The 14,141-nt window shown below is 71.4% G+C and carries 12 protein-coding genes; 11 read left to right on the forward strand and 1 reads right to left on the reverse strand.

Annotation, left to right across the window (positions count from 1 at the left end):
- Positions 1-104: 104 nt before the first annotated feature.
- Together GKE82_RS11315 and GKE82_RS11320 are read left to right on the forward strand one after the other, a co-directional pair.
- On the forward strand, positions 105-947 hold the full coding sequence (locus tag GKE82_RS11315; RefSeq protein ID WP_154733350.1) for an ArdC family protein: 843 nt from the start codon (positions 105-107) through the stop codon (positions 945-947).
- Between the two features lie 193 nt (positions 948-1,140).
- Positions 1,141-2,793 (forward strand): hypothetical protein, encoded by a 1,653-nt coding sequence (locus GKE82_RS11320; protein ID WP_154733351.1) that lies wholly within the window; start codon positions 1,141-1,143, stop codon positions 2,791-2,793.
- 242 nt (positions 2,794-3,035) lie between these two features.
- On the opposite strand, the gene GKE82_RS11325 is transcribed toward GKE82_RS11320, so the two are convergent.
- A complete protein-coding gene (locus GKE82_RS11325; protein ID WP_309233550.1) occupies positions 3,036-3,560 on the reverse strand; it encodes a toll/interleukin-1 receptor domain-containing protein in 525 nt (174 codons plus the stop codon).
- 423 nt (positions 3,561-3,983) lie between these two features.
- Between GKE82_RS11325 and GKE82_RS11330 the strand changes: the two genes are divergently transcribed.
- The 9 genes from GKE82_RS11330 (at position 3,984) to GKE82_RS11370 (ending at position 13,501) form a co-directional block, all read left to right on the forward strand.
- Positions 3,984-4,523 carry a hypothetical protein gene (locus GKE82_RS11330; RefSeq protein WP_154733352.1) on the forward strand — a complete coding sequence of 180 codons (540 nt, stop codon included), beginning with the start codon at positions 3,984-3,986 and terminating at the stop codon, positions 4,521-4,523.
- A 10-nt stretch (positions 4,524-4,533) separates the two neighbouring features.
- A complete protein-coding gene (locus tag GKE82_RS11335) occupies positions 4,534-5,457 on the forward strand; it encodes a hypothetical protein (protein WP_154733353.1) in 924 nt (307 codons plus the stop codon).
- A 120-nt stretch (positions 5,458-5,577) separates the two neighbouring features.
- Positions 5,578-5,739 carry a hypothetical protein gene (locus GKE82_RS11340; RefSeq protein WP_154733354.1) on the forward strand — a complete coding sequence of 54 codons (162 nt, stop codon included), beginning with the start codon at positions 5,578-5,580 and terminating at the stop codon, positions 5,737-5,739.
- Positions 5,740-5,880: 141 nt separating this feature from the next.
- Positions 5,881-6,393, forward strand: coding sequence for an RNA polymerase sigma factor (locus GKE82_RS11345; RefSeq protein ID WP_154733355.1), 513 nt, complete (start codon positions 5,881-5,883; stop codon positions 6,391-6,393).
- A 598-nt stretch (positions 6,394-6,991) separates the two neighbouring features.
- Entirely contained in the window at positions 6,992-7,840 is an 849-nt protein-coding gene (locus tag GKE82_RS11350; protein ID WP_196189180.1) for a conjugal transfer protein, read from the forward strand.
- Entirely contained in the window at positions 7,837-8,208 is a 372-nt protein-coding gene (locus GKE82_RS11355; protein ID WP_154733357.1) for a hypothetical protein, read from the forward strand. Before GKE82_RS11350 ends, GKE82_RS11355 begins: the two co-directional genes overlap by 4 nt.
- A 3-nt stretch (positions 8,209-8,211) precedes the next feature.
- The gene (locus tag GKE82_RS11360) at positions 8,212-8,808 is read left to right on the forward strand and encodes a TcpE family conjugal transfer membrane protein (protein ID WP_154733358.1); all 597 of its coding nucleotides are present in this window, start codon (positions 8,212-8,214) and stop codon (positions 8,806-8,808) included.
- Positions 8,805-11,192, forward strand: a complete 2,388-nt coding sequence (locus GKE82_RS30735) for an ATP-binding protein (RefSeq protein ID WP_154733359.1) — start codon at positions 8,805-8,807, stop codon at positions 11,190-11,192. Before GKE82_RS11360 ends, GKE82_RS30735 begins: the two co-directional genes overlap by 4 nt.
- Positions 11,189-13,501 carry a hypothetical protein gene (locus tag GKE82_RS11370; protein WP_154733360.1) on the forward strand — a complete coding sequence of 771 codons (2,313 nt, stop codon included), beginning with the start codon at positions 11,189-11,191 and terminating at the stop codon, positions 13,499-13,501. The genes GKE82_RS30735 and GKE82_RS11370 overlap by 4 nt, the downstream gene beginning before the upstream one ends.
- Positions 13,502-14,141 lie beyond the last annotated feature (640 nt).

Consider the following 14,141-nt stretch of genomic DNA (forward strand, 5'->3'; position numbering starts at 1 on the left):
ATGCGCGTGCCCCGCCGCCCCGAGTGTCGCACGCAAGCGTGCAGTCGGGGACGGCCAACAGGGCCACGCGCACCCGGCGCCGGCCCACCGTCAAGGAGACCACCATGGCCCTCACCGAACAGCAGCGCGCCGACCGACGAGCCGCCGACCGCGACCGCCTCGAAGCCGCCGCCGGAGCCCTCCTCACCAGCGACGGCTGGCAGCACTGGGTCCAGGTCCGCGCGCGCAACGGACTCGCCCGCTACAGCCTCAACAACCAGCTCCTCATCGCCCTCCAAGCGCCGCGCGCGACCTATATCGCCGGCTTCCGCGCCTTCCTCGACCTCGGCTCCTGCGTCCGCAAGGGCGAGAAGGCGATCCGCATCCTCGCCCCCATCCCGCCGAAGAAGAGCGAGCGGGACGACGCCGATTCGAACGAGGACGAGAACCGCATCCGCTTCCGCGCCGTCCCGGTCTTCGACGTCTCCCAGACCGAACCGCTCCCCGACCGCGAGCCCACCCCGCTCGAACCGGAGACGCAGCCCGTCACCGGCGACAGCCACGCCCACCTGATCCCGAAGCTCGAGATCTTCGCCGGCGAACTCGGCTACACCGTCGAGAGGCAGGACACCGGGACCGCGGGCGGATGGTGCGACAGCCGCGCCAAGACCATCGCGATCAGCGCGGCGCTCCCACCCAACGGACAGGTCCGCGTCCTCGTCCACGAACTCGCCCACGCCCTCGGCATCACCTACACCTCGCATACCCGCGCGCAGGCCGAGGTCCTCGTCGACACCGTCACCTACATCGTCTGCGGCAGCGTCGGACTCGACGTCAGCGGAGAAGCGATCCCGTACGTCGCCGGTTGGGGCGAGGACGGAGCAATCGACGCGATTCGGGAATACGCGACGACCGTCGACGCGATCGCGCGCAGGCTCGAGGAGGTCATCGGCGTCGACGCGCCGTAGCCGGAGCCGCAGCCGCAGCCGCCGAACTTACGCGAAGACCGGGCCGGAGGCGATGTCCGATCTTGCGGGTAGACAAGAGTGAATTCGCACGCCGCGCGGGATCGTGCCTGCACTTGGACGCTAAACGGGCGTCGCCGATGATCCGTAGCAAGCTGCTTTCACCGGCCCGCGTGGCAGGCATCGTCGCTCCACCATGCTCAGCGCTTCCGTCGTATTGACGGCCGATCGACTTCTCGGCGAGGATCCGCCGCGAATGCAATTTCCTGACGCCACGGAGAAGTTGAGACCGATGAGTGACCCTTCCGCGGCGAGCACGGAGGAGCTACAGAAGTTGCTGGCCGCCTGGGAGCGGGAGCGCCCACGCATGTGGAGTCGCGTCGTCGAGCTGCGCGGGAACGAGTACCAAGCGGCCTATGGCGCCTACATGGCGACACGTAGCGAGATCGAAGACGTGAAGGACGAACTGCGCCGCCGAGGCGTCATCCGACGCGGACGTCCGCGCAAGACCGCCCAGATTCCCGCGGGGTCGGCCCCCAGGCCTCGGGCGTTGGTGTCGGTCGAGTGCGATGACGCCGCGGTCGCGGTGACGTCGGACGGGCACGTCCGACTGTCCGAAGGAGATCGCCTCGACGTGCGGGTCGCGGTGCTGCAAGGGATCGGCGGACTCCGCGAGCCGCCGGGCGCCGTGCTCGAGGGCATCTTCACCGGGCGCAAACCGACCAAGGGCACCGACGTCGAGAACCTCCTGCTTCTCAACATGCAGGTCCCTGCCAGTCGCATCGCTGACGGGTTCCGCTTCGAGCACATCGACGACCACGACGGCCCGCGGGTGTCGTACCGCTACAGCTACCGCCGACCCGACGATCCCTTTGAAGTGTGGGAAGAGGGGCGGACCGTCGTCGAGTGGAAGGACGTCCCGGCCGACCAACTCACCGCACCGGCCGTCTGGAAGGCGTTGAGGACCGGAGACGTGCATCTCGGAGATGCAGCTCATGGAGATTCTCCGCTGATCGTGACGGCGAACGTGACCGGCGAGCGGCTGACAACAAACGCGATCAAAGCCGTCGTCGACGGCGCCGTCGCCGCCGTCCAGTACGGCGTCGGCCTCGAGCGTCAGGTGGTCGTGCTGGCGCAGCGACTCGGAGCGTCTGTCTCCGACATCCTGCAGTTGGCCAGCGGAGCAGATCGTGCGGTCCTCGGACGATGTGACAGGTTGATTCGTGCCGACGGTGGGATCGATCCGGACGACCATCGCATAGTCGCGGGACAGGTGGTGCGGACCGCGGCCGATCGCGCAAGGAGCAAGGTCACGGTACGCATCGCGACCGCACGCGCTCGTCTGACGCTCGGCGACCCAGGGGCGGCCGCCATCCACGCGCCGCCCCTCGCAGGGCACGAGCGCCAGCGAGCCCAACCGACTCGCACCGCAGGTAGGGGCATGGCACAAAAGCCGAAGGCGGCGAAGCGCCTGCGCTCACTAGACATCGTCGAGGCCGTGCTCGTCGACCAAGGCCACGAGGTGCGTCGCGACGGTGGCCAGAGCTCCCGAGTCTTCGCACTGCGCGACGGCAAGCTGACCGAGGTGCACGTCCGTAGCTGCACCGGAGACAACTACACGTATTGGCAGCAGAAACGGCTCGAGCTCCGCGAGGGAGTGATCGCCGCGGTCGTGAAGTACGCCGAGGGTCGTGAGCCGGCGGTGTACTTCATCCCCGCCCTCGAGTGGACGACGAACGATCCGCTCCTGGTCAGCAAGGATTACGGGCCGTTCGCCAAGAGTCCGCCGGAATATGCGCTCGACTTCTTCGCGGGCGCGGATTCGCTGGAGCGATACCGAGTCCGATGAGCGCTTGCGCCTATGTGATTTCTTCTGGCTCAGCCCTCGGTTTGGTCGACCTCTGCATTGCGACCGGTCGACACCTGCGTGACCCGACTCCCCGTCCGTCACGACAACTACTCGCACGTTCCTCCTCGTCACCTGTACGTACGGCACCGCCGTTCCCGCGGACACTGAAGCGAGCTGACCACGACGATGCTCAGGTGATCCGAGTGCGAGCCTCGTCTGACAGCGATACGAGTGGCCGGGGGCTAGGGTCGTCCGCAGTCGCCGTCGCCTGTCGCCAGCTCGTTGTTGATGGCAACGAGCTCGGCGATCTTGGTAGCGATGACTTCCATCGAGTCCTCCGCCGTGTCCAGGCCGTTGCGCGAGCCGAGCAGTGGGCTGACCTTCCGAACCTCATCGTAGGTCGTCCTATGCACGACGGGGATGAGCTGATCGCGCGCCAGAAGCTCCGAGAGCTCCTTGTCTGAGACCCCTCGGTTGTCGACGCGCTCCAGTAGCGCCGGTGTGATGAGGACGAGGCCCGCACGCGACTTCGCCAGACCCCGGTCGATCTCGCGCATGAACGGCTGGCCTAGCAGGACGTCCTTCTCGCTGAACCAGACCGACACGTTCTTGGCATCGAGCAGGTCGTGCAGTTCAGTGGCGGCACCGCGCCGGTCGTCCCACGCGTGACAGAGGAAGAGGTCGCGAAGGTCCGACTGCCGTCCTCGCAACTCGACCGCTCGACGGTACGGAGCCAGCGCCTTGACTTGCTCGGCGGTGTAATGCACCGACGAGCTACTTGGCGACCACTTGGGCCGCGCCCCGCCGCCGCGTGACGTGCCCGAGCTACCGACACCTCCACTCCCGCCGCCGCGCGGGGAGTAACCCGATGACGGGTAGTGCGACGGCCGCGAGTAGTACCCGTAACGCCCGCCACACGCAGGGCAGGCCGCAGCTCCGCTGGCGGTTCGGTGACCCTGAACGGGAGCTGTACACCTAGCCATAGCTGGATGGTAGACCGCGCAGATGACGTCGGACGCGGACAGCAGGAGGGCCGCTCGAACCCGCCGACGGCAGGCTCGTCGCTCAAGCCGCTGCTGCGCGAAGGCGTGGGTGAGCATCGAAGTGGCTTGATGTCAGCTCGAGGTCCCTCCAGCCGACCCGAAGGGTATGGGAGGTTGTCCGAGCGCGTCCGCAGCCTATGGGAACGTATGTTCGATATGACCTCGAGAACCACCGACGCTCCGCTGGGTCGACTCGTGTTGCTCCTCAGCGCCTACGCGCCTGTGCTGATCGTGGCGGGCATCCGGGGTCTCGACGCGTACGCGGCGTTCATCGCGATCGGCATCGGCATCGGCATGCTCGTGGCATGGGCGGTCGTCCTCGCCTGCCTGCCGCGCGGCCAACAGCGCGATGTTCAGGTCGACGAGATCGAGCCCATCGACGCTGAAGTCACTGGGTACATCGTGTCGATACTCCTCCCCGCCGTCGCGGCCGGCACACCAACGACACAGGACTGGGTGGCCTACAGCCTGTGCGCGGTCCTGATCCTGGTCGTGGCCTACTTCGCAAAGCTCTGGTCGGTCAACCCCCTCGTCTATCTTGCGGGAATGCGAGCGGTGCGAGTTACCATCAGCGGAACCCAGCACGTAGCCCTCGCACGAGATCTCCCCCAGCAAGGGCACACCGCCGTCATCCGCCGCCTTGCTGGCGTCCTGTTCATCGCCCCGGACCCTCATGCCCGCTCCTGACCTTCGCGCGATGTTCGGCCGACGCCCGGCCACCAACGGCGAGCCCGCTTTCGGCCACGTCGACTTGGACGAGACCGCGCGCCGCGACCTCGCCGAGAACGCCGAAGCGCTCCACGCGCGCCTCACCTCCAAGACGCAGATCGCGTTTAGCGTCAACGACATCGTCGTCGACGGCGAGATCATGGTTGCGCCGCTCGAAGATTTCGACGACCACTTCCAGCCGGACGCTCCATGGAGTTTCGAGCGCGCCGTCATCGAGATCCGTCGCCAGCAACTCCCTGACCTCCTGGGCGAGAGCGACATCCGCACCGGCCGGTGGAGCTTCTACCTAACCAGGCTCCGGGGCACCCCAGACATCGTCACCGTGCGCGGTCAGAGCCCAACCTTTGGGCTGCAGTCACGCAACAAGTTCCGAGCGATGCTCGCCGGCAACCAACTCAAAGCCGTCGAAGGTCCGCTCGTAGCCTTCGAGCTCGGTGCCGACGCCATCGTCGTCGACGACACCGTCTACGTCGCGCACCCACAGCGCCTTGAAGCCCGCTTCGTCGATGGCGACGAGGTCAAGCGCCGCGCCCCCGACGCCGTCGTCGCCTTCAACGAGGCCATCGACGCTGACCTCACCTCGACCGCCATCGACGCGATCATCCACGTCGCCAGTAGCAACGTGCATGTCGCCCGCCGCGTTCAGCAGCTCGTTCGTGAAGGCACCCTCGGACACGTCACCACCGAGGCGCTCCGCGCCGGAGTCGGCGTCACCGGTCTTGGCGGGGACGCCTTCGGGACGACCGGGCCGATCGACGTGGCGACGCCCGAGGCAGCCACGGTCCTCGTAGAGCTCGCCGCCGATCTCTACTACCAGCCCGTCTTCGACCCATCGCCGCGACGTGTCGCCGCCTACCGGCGGGTCACCCGCAAGGGCAGTAGCTCGTCCTAGCTCTCCCGTGTCCGCGTGGATGTCGGCGAACGGTCGCGGTGGCGGAGCGCCTGGGCCCCGGTCCGAGGAGTTCATACGGACCTACCGCGAAGGCATGTGACGCCAGCAGAACGGTCCGCGATGGCAGAGCTGGTGCGCTCGTTCGCGAACGAGAGGCTCGAGAGCGCAGCCCGAGCGGACCTCGGTGAGTTCGCGGAGCTCTTGGCCCAAATCACAGCCGACGCCCGGTGGGAACTCGACTATTCGCGCAAGCTCGACGGTCGCATGCGCGACGGGCGCTGACTGCTGCTTCCCGCGTGATCTCGGGCGCAGCGGCCTCGGTTAGCGCTGAGGCTGGCACCCCGGCGGCGGGCACGGTCAACCCTGACGGGTACGGCGCGGAGCGCCTTGCTCGCGCCTTGCCGGCGCGCCGGTCGCCGGCGCATGACCGAGACCGCCCAGGCCTGTCCCCCACAGCACGGCGACGAGACCGCGCTCTACCTCGAGCACGCCGATCGGCTCTTCCGCGCAGTCCGCAGCGCCGTCGACGCGAGCAACGAGACCGTCGAGGACGCCTGCCAGCACGCGTGGGCCCAGTTCCTGCGCTACCAGCCCGATCGCGAGCACGTGGTCGCCTGGTTGCGCCTCACCGCGACTCGCCGCGTCTGGGCTCTCGCGGCCCGGGAGCGCCACGACCTCTCGCTCGACGTCCCCATCGGCGACGACGGAACCGGCGGGACGCTCACCGACCTGGTTCCGGGCACAAGCATCGAGATTCAGCTCGACGCGCGCGAAGCCCTTCGCTCGCTCGCCGCTCTGCGCCCAACGCACCGATACGCGATGTCGCGACGCGTCGCCGGACTCTCCTACCGAGAGATCGAAGCCGAAGGCGGGCTCTCCTACACCCAGGTCAATCGTCATCTCGCCGGGGCCAGCGCCGCATTGCGACGCCGGTAGGGCAACACATTGGGGCGGCGTCGCCAAGAGGACGACATGCCCCGCCTCCCTCGACCTCGCGGCTTCGACATCCGCGACGACCCCGGCGACTCCTACGACGCCACCGGCCAGTTCCCGCACCTCGCACGGGCCACCGCGACGTCGGGCCACGGCACTCCAGAGCACACCAAGCCTCCCAGCGCCGATACCAGCGCGGGAGCCTCGCCTCACCGCGCCGGCACCTTCACCAAGCGGCTCCGGTCCTGGGGCGTCGTGACCGGCGTCGCGGCCGCTGCGCTCGTCATTGCGGTCGCGGGACGTCCGTCCGCGGGCCCTCCGTCGCCGCCGGCACCGGCGCCCGCGCCGCCGCGGTCGCCGCTGGTCCCTGAGCCTGCCCCTACGAGGCCGGCCGCGAAGCCGGTCGCGGCGGCCGAGCGCTCCCAGTCCCGGCGGCGCGCGAAGCGGACGCCGCGGACTTCGCCTGTTCTGCGCCGTCGCGCCGCCGCCCGGATGGTCGCTCCCGCGCCGCCGGCGCCGGCGCCGCGCCCGTCGACGGTCGCCCGGGCAAGGCCCGCCCCGGTTCGGAAGCCCGCACCGGCGGGCGAGGAGTTCGTCCTCGGTGCGCCCTGAGTCACGCAGCCTCACCCTCGCACGCGTCCTCGCGCGGGCGCCGCGGCTCGCCATCATCGGCGCAGGCCTTCTCCTCGCCGCGGCCGGCCTGCGTGGAGCACTTGCGCCACCGGCTCCGATCACGTCGACCGCGCGCGTCACGACGGCCGCGCCCGTCTCGGTCGCCCCGTTCGCCGAAGCGTTCGTGCGCGAGCTCCTCACCTGGGACGGCCGCGACCCCGCCGAGCGCGAGCGGCGCCTGCGCGCCTACCTCGCCGAGGGCCTCGACCCCGACGCAGGGATCACCCCCGTGCCTGGGACCGCTCAGCGGCCCGAGTGGACCGTCGCCACCGGAGCACGGGCGGCAGAGCACGCAGGCGGGTGGCGGGTTGCCGTGCTCGCTGGACTACCCAGCGGCCGGCGGATCACGCTGCTCGTCACCGTGACCGCCGGTGCCGCGGGCGACCTCGTCGTCAGCGACTACCCGAGCCTCACCGCGCTCGCCGCGCGCAGCACGGCGCGCCCGCAGGAGTGGAACGACTTCGTCGAGGACGCCGGGCTCGAGCGCGTCGTCGAGCGCGCGCTGCGCAACTACCTCGCCGGCAACGCCGGCGACCTCCAGGCCGACCTCGCCCCCGGCGCCCACGTCACCACCCCCGAGACGACCGCGCAGCTCACCGCGATCGACGAGCTCGCCTGGCAGCAGCCCGGCCGACGCGTCGCCGCGCTCGCCACCGCCGAGCTCGCCGACGGCACCCGCCTGCGCCTGCGCTTCCACCTCTCCCTCACCCGCGACGGCCGCTGGTTCGTCGCCGCCATCAACCCGACCCATCACACCACCCAAGGAGCCGCACCATGAGCACCCGCCCCCGCACCGTCCACACCTCGCCCCGGTCCCCGCAGGCGTTGCGGTCGCGCGCACTGCCGATCGCGCTCGCCTGCCTGCTCGCGATCCTCGCCCTTACCCTCGTCGTCGACGACGCCTTGGCGGCGAACTCCGCCGCCGACGTCGGCCGAAACCTCGGCGGCCTCCTGAAGACCTGGGCGACCTGGCTCTTCGGCGGGGCCACCGCGATCATCGCCGTCACGCACCTCGGGCGCCGCGACGTCGCTGGCGCCCTCGTCTTCGCCGGTATGGCGATCCTCGTCGGCGGATTCGTCCTCGCCGGCCCACAGGTCGCCGACTTCATCCGCGGCATCTACGAGTTCGCCGACACCGGCCGCTGACCCATGGCCCCCGTCGACCCGCACGCCGGGATGGAGATCCGCTCCTTCCACGTCGTCTTCCGCCTCGAGCGACGCCTTCACCGCATCGACCGCTGGCGCCTGCCGTTCCCGCACGGCATCCCTGTCGCGGCGATCGGCCACGCCGCTGCCGTCCTTTGCCTCATCGTCGCGCTCGGCCAGCTTCCCGGCCTCGGCGCGATCCTCGGTGCGCTTCCCGCCCCGTTGACCTACGTGCTCGCCCCGGCGGCCGCGGCGATGGCGCTCACCCGGCTGCGGATCGACGGGCGCCCCGCCCACCGCTACCTCCTCGCCCGCACCACCAACGCCCTCACCCCGCAGCGCACCGCCGTCGCACGCCCCGCCCCGCTCAGCCCCCACCCGATCCCCGACGGCCCCCTCCTCACCCACAGCCCCACCGCCACCGCGTACCCCGCGTGCGAGATCACCGGACCGGCAACCGTGCGCCTCCTGCGTCCCGCGCGTGCGCACGCGCGCGCGAGAACGCTCCACATGCGCGCGATCCCCGGCCCTACGCTCACCCGACCCAAGGTCATCCGCCTCGCCCCCGGCCAGCGCCTTCGCATCCGGAGCCAGACGTGAAGGCGCCCGCGGTGTTCGCGACCGGGAACCTCGTCTTCCCCCGCCGCCTGAACGACGTGTGGGCGCTCTACCGCCTCGAACTCACCAGCTACGACGGCCTCACCACCACCGAGAAGATCGCGCTGCTCGGCGCGCTCGCCCGGCTCATCCACGCGCTGAAGACCGACATCACGCTTCACCGCGTCACGCGCGCCTGGTCCGCCGCCGAGTACGAGCAGCGCGCGATCGGCCAGCTCGACTCTCGCCACGGACACCCCGACGAGTGGGCCGCGCACCTCGCCGCCCACCGCGACCTCCTCGAGCACCGCCAGATCCTGCGCCCCGAGGTCTGGCTCGCCGCCCGCCTCCCCAGCCCACGGCCCGACGGGCTTTGGAGCACGGTGCGGGAGGCGATCGGTTGGGAGGACCCCGCCGGCCTGTCGGAGACCCGGCTGCGCGAGCTCGCCACCCGCGAGCAACAGCTTCACCACCGCATCAGGGAGCACATCGCCTGCCGGCGCGCGAGCACCCTCGATCTCCAATGGCTCATCCGCCGCGCGTTCACCCGTGGCCTGGGCGAGCCCGACCTCGACCTCCACCACCGCCCGCAGGCGATGGTCATCGCTAACGGCGACGAGCTGCGCTACCGGCCGCTGCGCGCCGACCTGCTGCGCTGGGCCAACCACCCGATCACCACGACCGGCCGCACGCTCACCGCCGAGACCGAATACGGCACGAGCCACCAGGCGCACCTCGCCCTGGGTGCCCTGCCCACCACCGTCGCGTTCCCCGGTCCGGGCGCCGAGCTCCTCTTCGCCCCCATGGAAGCCGCCGGGTTCGGGGTCGACGCCGCCGTCTGCATCCGCCACGTCGCCAACGACCGCGCCGCCGCGCTCGTGCGCCGCAAGGTCGTCGACGCCGACAACGCCTACGGCGAAGAGACCCAGGGCGCGCACGGCGCGAGCACCGACGGCGCGCGTCGACCGCACGCCGCTCGCGCCCTGGAGGACTACCTCTCCGGCGACGCCCGCCCGCCGCTCCTTCACACCTCGATCAGCCTCGCCGTCGGCGCACCCACCTCCGAGCTGCTCGACGAACGCGTCGCGCAGCTGCGCACCCTCTACAGCCCCGTCTCCCTCCACCGGCCGCTCGGCGACCAGCACCGCCTCTTCCTCGAGCACCTCCCCGGCCACGGCACCCAGATCGGCGACTACGCCGACTACCTCCTCGTCGAGCAGCTCGGCGCGATGGTCCCGACCGCGACCACCCACGTCGGCCCCGACCGCGGCGCCTACATCGGCCACACCCTCACCGGCAGCGGCCAGCCCGTCCTGCACGACCCGACCGAAGCAAGCCGGACCAGTCGGCCGCCCGCCACGCTGCTCGCCGGCACGCTCGGCTCCGGCAAGACCGTCGCGCTGCAGCTCCTGCTCCATCAGGCGTTCCTGCAGGGAGCGCGGATCGTCGACATCGACCCCAAGGGCGACCACCGCCTCGACCAGCTCCCCGCCATGGCAGGGCACGTCGAGCGCATCGAGCTCACCGCCGGCCCCGAACACCGCGGCCTCCTCGACCCGCTACGGATCGCACCGCCCGGCACCGCCGAGGACCTCGCCGTCTCCTTCCTGTGCGACGTCCTCCCCCAGCCCGTCGCCCCGGAGTGGCGCGCCGAGGTCCGCCGCGCCGTCAAGACCGTTACCCACGGCGACGGGCCTCGCTGCTGCCAGGCCGTCATCGACGCCCTCCGTTCAGGGGAGGATCCGGCGCCGCGGGTCGCCGGGGTCCTCGAGGTCTACGCCGACACCGGCCTCGCCCAGCTCGGCTTCGCCACCACCGACCACCACGTCGATCCTGCCGGCGGCAAGCAGGTCACGTCGCTGCGGATCCGCAACCTCCCCCGCCCCCTTCCCGGCACGCCGCGGGCAGAGCTCTCCGAGGAGGAACGCATCGGCCAGGCCGTTCTGCGGCTGCTCGCCGCCTACGCGATGCACCACATGGGCCACGACCGCTCCCGCCACAAGGCTTTGGGCTTCGACGAAGCGTGGTTCCTGCTCTCCGACGCCGCCGGACGGCGGCTCATCGAGCACCTCAACCGATGGGGCCGCTCGGAGAACGCCACCCCGTTCCTCGTCACCCACCTCATCGGCGACGCCCAAGAGCTCGACAACCTCATCGGCACCCGGCTCGTCTTCGGCATGGAATCCGACAAGGAAGCCGCCGCCGCCCTCGAGCTCCTGCGCCTGGACCCCACCGACGACCGCCAGCGCCAACGCCTGCTCGCCTTCCGCCAGGGCGCCTGCCTCATGCGCGACCTGCACGGTCGCGTCGCCCCCGTCCAGATCGACCCCGCCGACCCCGACCTCCTCTCCGCGCTGGACACCACCCCGCCAGAGGCCGGCGCGTGAGAGCACTCGTCGGGCTGCTCGCGGCGACCGTCGTGTTGCTCGCGCTCGCCGCACCGGCGAGCGCCGCCGACCCGCTGCGCACCCTAGGCGGCGACAGCCCACTCTGCGCGAACAACGCCGCCGGTCTCGACGCCCGGACCCGGGCGGACTGCGCGGCGACCGGCGCGATCGAGCACCCCTACCCGCTAGACCGCTACCGCTTCGATTGGCACATCGACACCGGCCTCACCAAGGACCCCACCTCCAACCTGCTCGCCGCCGTGCAGTGGCTGCTTTCGATGGCCTGGCTCGCCCTCCTCTACGGGCTCAAGGGCGTGCTCCTCGCCTTCCAATGGGCGTTCAGCCTCGACCTCCTCAACGAGGCGATGCGCCCCGCCCGCGATGCCCTGCAGCGCCTCCACACCCGCACCCTCGGCCAGCCGTGGCTGCTCGCCGCCATCACCACCCTTGGCCTCTGGGCCCTGTGGCGGGGGATCGTCCAGCGCCGCCACACCGAGACCGCCGCGGGACTCGCCGCCGCCGCCCTCATGATGGCCGGCGCCCTCTTCGTCATCGCCCGGCCCGCCGAGACGATCGGCGCCCTCTCCAAAGGCGCCAACGACGTCTCGCTCGGCTTCCTCTCCGGCGCCGCCGACGGCACCCTCACCCGCCCCGCCCGCACGATTGCCGGCAGCTCCCGACAGATCTTCGACGCCGTCGTCCTCAGACCGTGGTGCGCGATGAACTTCGCCGACGTCACCTGGTGCCTTCAGAAGGCCCCCGGGGACCGGCTCACCCGCGCCGAGCGCTGGCTGCGCTACGACCCCGACACCCGACCGCGCACCGCCGAGTGGCAGATCATCGACGACCCCGACTCCGAACCCTGGACCAACCAGCCCGACGTCCTGGGAATCACCGTCCCCGGCACCGACCTCCTTCAGGCCGACGACGACGACATCCGCGACCAGCTCGCCGGCTACCGCCCGACGAAGGCCGACCGCGAGCGCGTCGAGATCCAGGGCAAGGGCAAGACCGTCGTACGGGTCGGGCTGTTCTGCCTCATCGCGCTCGGCATGGCCGGCTGCATCCTCCTCATCGGCTGGCTCGCCCTCCGCGTCCTCCTCCAGGGCCTCCTCACGCTCGTCCTCCTGCTCGCCGCCCCCGTCATGCTGCTCGCCCCCGCCTTCGGCGAACACGGCCGCCGCCTCTTCACCGGCTGGGCCAAAAAGCTCCTCGCCGCCGCCGTCGCCAAAGCGATCTACGCGCTGCTGCTCGCGATCGTCCTCGCCATCAACGGCATCGTCGCCGGCCTCGACACCGACCTGCCGTGGCTCGCCGTCTGGCTCGTCAGCGCCGTCTTCTGGTGGGGCGTCCTACTCAAACGCGACGAGCTCCTCGGCTGGCTCTCCCTGGGCACCCAGGACGACAAGAGCAACTCGCTCGCCCGCGCCTACTACGCCGCCCGCATGACCGCCCCCGTGGCCAGCGCCCTCACCGGCGGCACCGCCACCGTCGCGGGCGCCCCCGTCGCGGCGACGCTCGTCGCCAGCGGCGCCGCGCGCACCGCCCACACCCACCGCCGCGAGGACGCCGACGAAGGTTTGCGTGTCGCCGCGACCACTGAGCTGCGCGACCGCGCCCGCGCCCGACTCGACCACCGCTACACCCAGCTGCACGAGACGCTCACCGCGCACGACGACGCGCGCGCGAAGACCCAGGGCCTCACCCGACGGATCACCACCCTCGAGCGCACGATCGACCAGGCCGAGAACGCCGAGCGCCGCGCCCGCACCCCCGAGGACCGCGCCGAGGCCCAGCAGCGCCGCCGCGACGCCCGCGCCGAGCGCGGCAAGCTCATCGCCCAGCGCAAAGCGCTCGAACCGCGCCTCATGCCCCGCGCCGAGGAAGGCGTCGCCCGCCGCTTCATCGAGACCGCCGACCGCACCCAGGTCGAGACCGGCGAGCGATACAGCACCCGCCAGCTGGACCTCCAGATCGAAGAGCTCCGCGCCGACACCGAGCACCCCACCACCGACGAGCGGCACGCCTGGCGCGCACAGTCCTGGCGGCCCGGCCTCCCCGAAGCCCAACTCGCCGACCTCGCCCCCGACGACCGACAGGAACTCGACCGCCACCTCACCGCCCAGCTCGACCGCGACCGCGCCCTGCTCGCCGCCGTCCCTTCGCTCGAACAGCCCTCGACCCGACCCCGCGGCGCCGCGCGCCGCACCGCCCGCCAGGCCGTCGACCCCGATCTGCTGCGCGACCGCACCCGCGAAGCACGCGACCAGCGGCGCAACCCCGCACCCGTCCCCGACCACCACCGATGAGCACCCGCACGCGGTCGGCGCTCGCCCCGATCGCCGTCCTGACCACAGCGGCGGCCATGGCTGCACCAAGCGGCCCCCAACGGCCGACCAACCCCGCCGAGCCCGCGGTCGCGATCGTGAGCTCGCCCGTCTCGGCCACCGCGCCCGCCCGGGCCTTGCGCAAACTGTCCCCGCTCGCCGTTGTCCGGCGGGCGCTGCGGTGGCAACTCACCGTCGAGACCGGCCGCCCCCGCCCCGTCCCCGCGCGGACCTTCACCGACCCCCTCGCCGCCGCGATGACCACCCGACCACCGCGACCGGCCCCCCATCTCCGCGTCGGCCGAACTCGTTCGACTCCACGAGCAGACACCGTTCGCCGGCGTCCGGCGCGTGCTCGCGACCATCCGGCGGGACGGCCGCGCCGAGCACGTCGCGCTCCTCGTCATCTGTCGCCCAGACTGCCGCGTGGCGAGCATCGAATGACCGGCCCGGTCGTCGCGCGCGTCAGCCTCGTCGCCGCCACACTCCCCGCCCTCGTCCTCCTGCTGCTCGTCGTGACCGTCCTCGGTGCCCCCGAGCAGGCCGACAGCTCCACCGGCGACACCGCCTACGGGCTCAGCGACGAAGCCCGCAACGACATCCCCGCCGACTACCTCGCGCT

It is taken from the genome of Conexibacter sp. W3-3-2 (assembly GCF_009707605.1).
In the GTDB taxonomy this organism is placed as follows: domain Bacteria; phylum Actinomycetota; class Thermoleophilia; order Solirubrobacterales; family Solirubrobacteraceae; genus Paraconexibacter; species Paraconexibacter algicola.

What these genes read in the sequence shown, in the direction of transcription:
- GKE82_RS11360 (WP_154733358.1), top strand. Translation starts at nt 8,212, where the DNA reads ATGGCCCCCGTCGACCCGCACGCCGGGATGGAGATCCGCTCCTTCCAC.
- GKE82_RS11320 (WP_154733351.1), top strand. Translation starts at nt 1,141, where the DNA reads ATGCTCAGCGCTTCCGTCGTATTGACGGCCGATCGACTTCTCGGCGAG.
- GKE82_RS11345 (WP_154733355.1), top strand. Translation starts at nt 5,881, where the DNA reads ATGACCGAGACCGCCCAGGCCTGTCCCCCACAGCACGGCGACGAGACC.
- GKE82_RS11340 (WP_154733354.1), top strand. Translation starts at nt 5,578, where the DNA reads ATGGCAGAGCTGGTGCGCTCGTTCGCGAACGAGAGGCTCGAGAGCGCA.
- GKE82_RS11355 (WP_154733357.1), top strand. Translation starts at nt 7,837, where the DNA reads ATGAGCACCCGCCCCCGCACCGTCCACACCTCGCCCCGGTCCCCGCAG.
- GKE82_RS11330 (WP_154733352.1), top strand. Translation starts at nt 3,984, where the DNA reads ATGTTCGATATGACCTCGAGAACCACCGACGCTCCGCTGGGTCGACTC.
- GKE82_RS11335 (WP_154733353.1), top strand. Translation starts at nt 4,534, where the DNA reads ATGTTCGGCCGACGCCCGGCCACCAACGGCGAGCCCGCTTTCGGCCAC.
- GKE82_RS11315 (WP_154733350.1), top strand. Translation starts at nt 105, where the DNA reads ATGGCCCTCACCGAACAGCAGCGCGCCGACCGACGAGCCGCCGACCGC.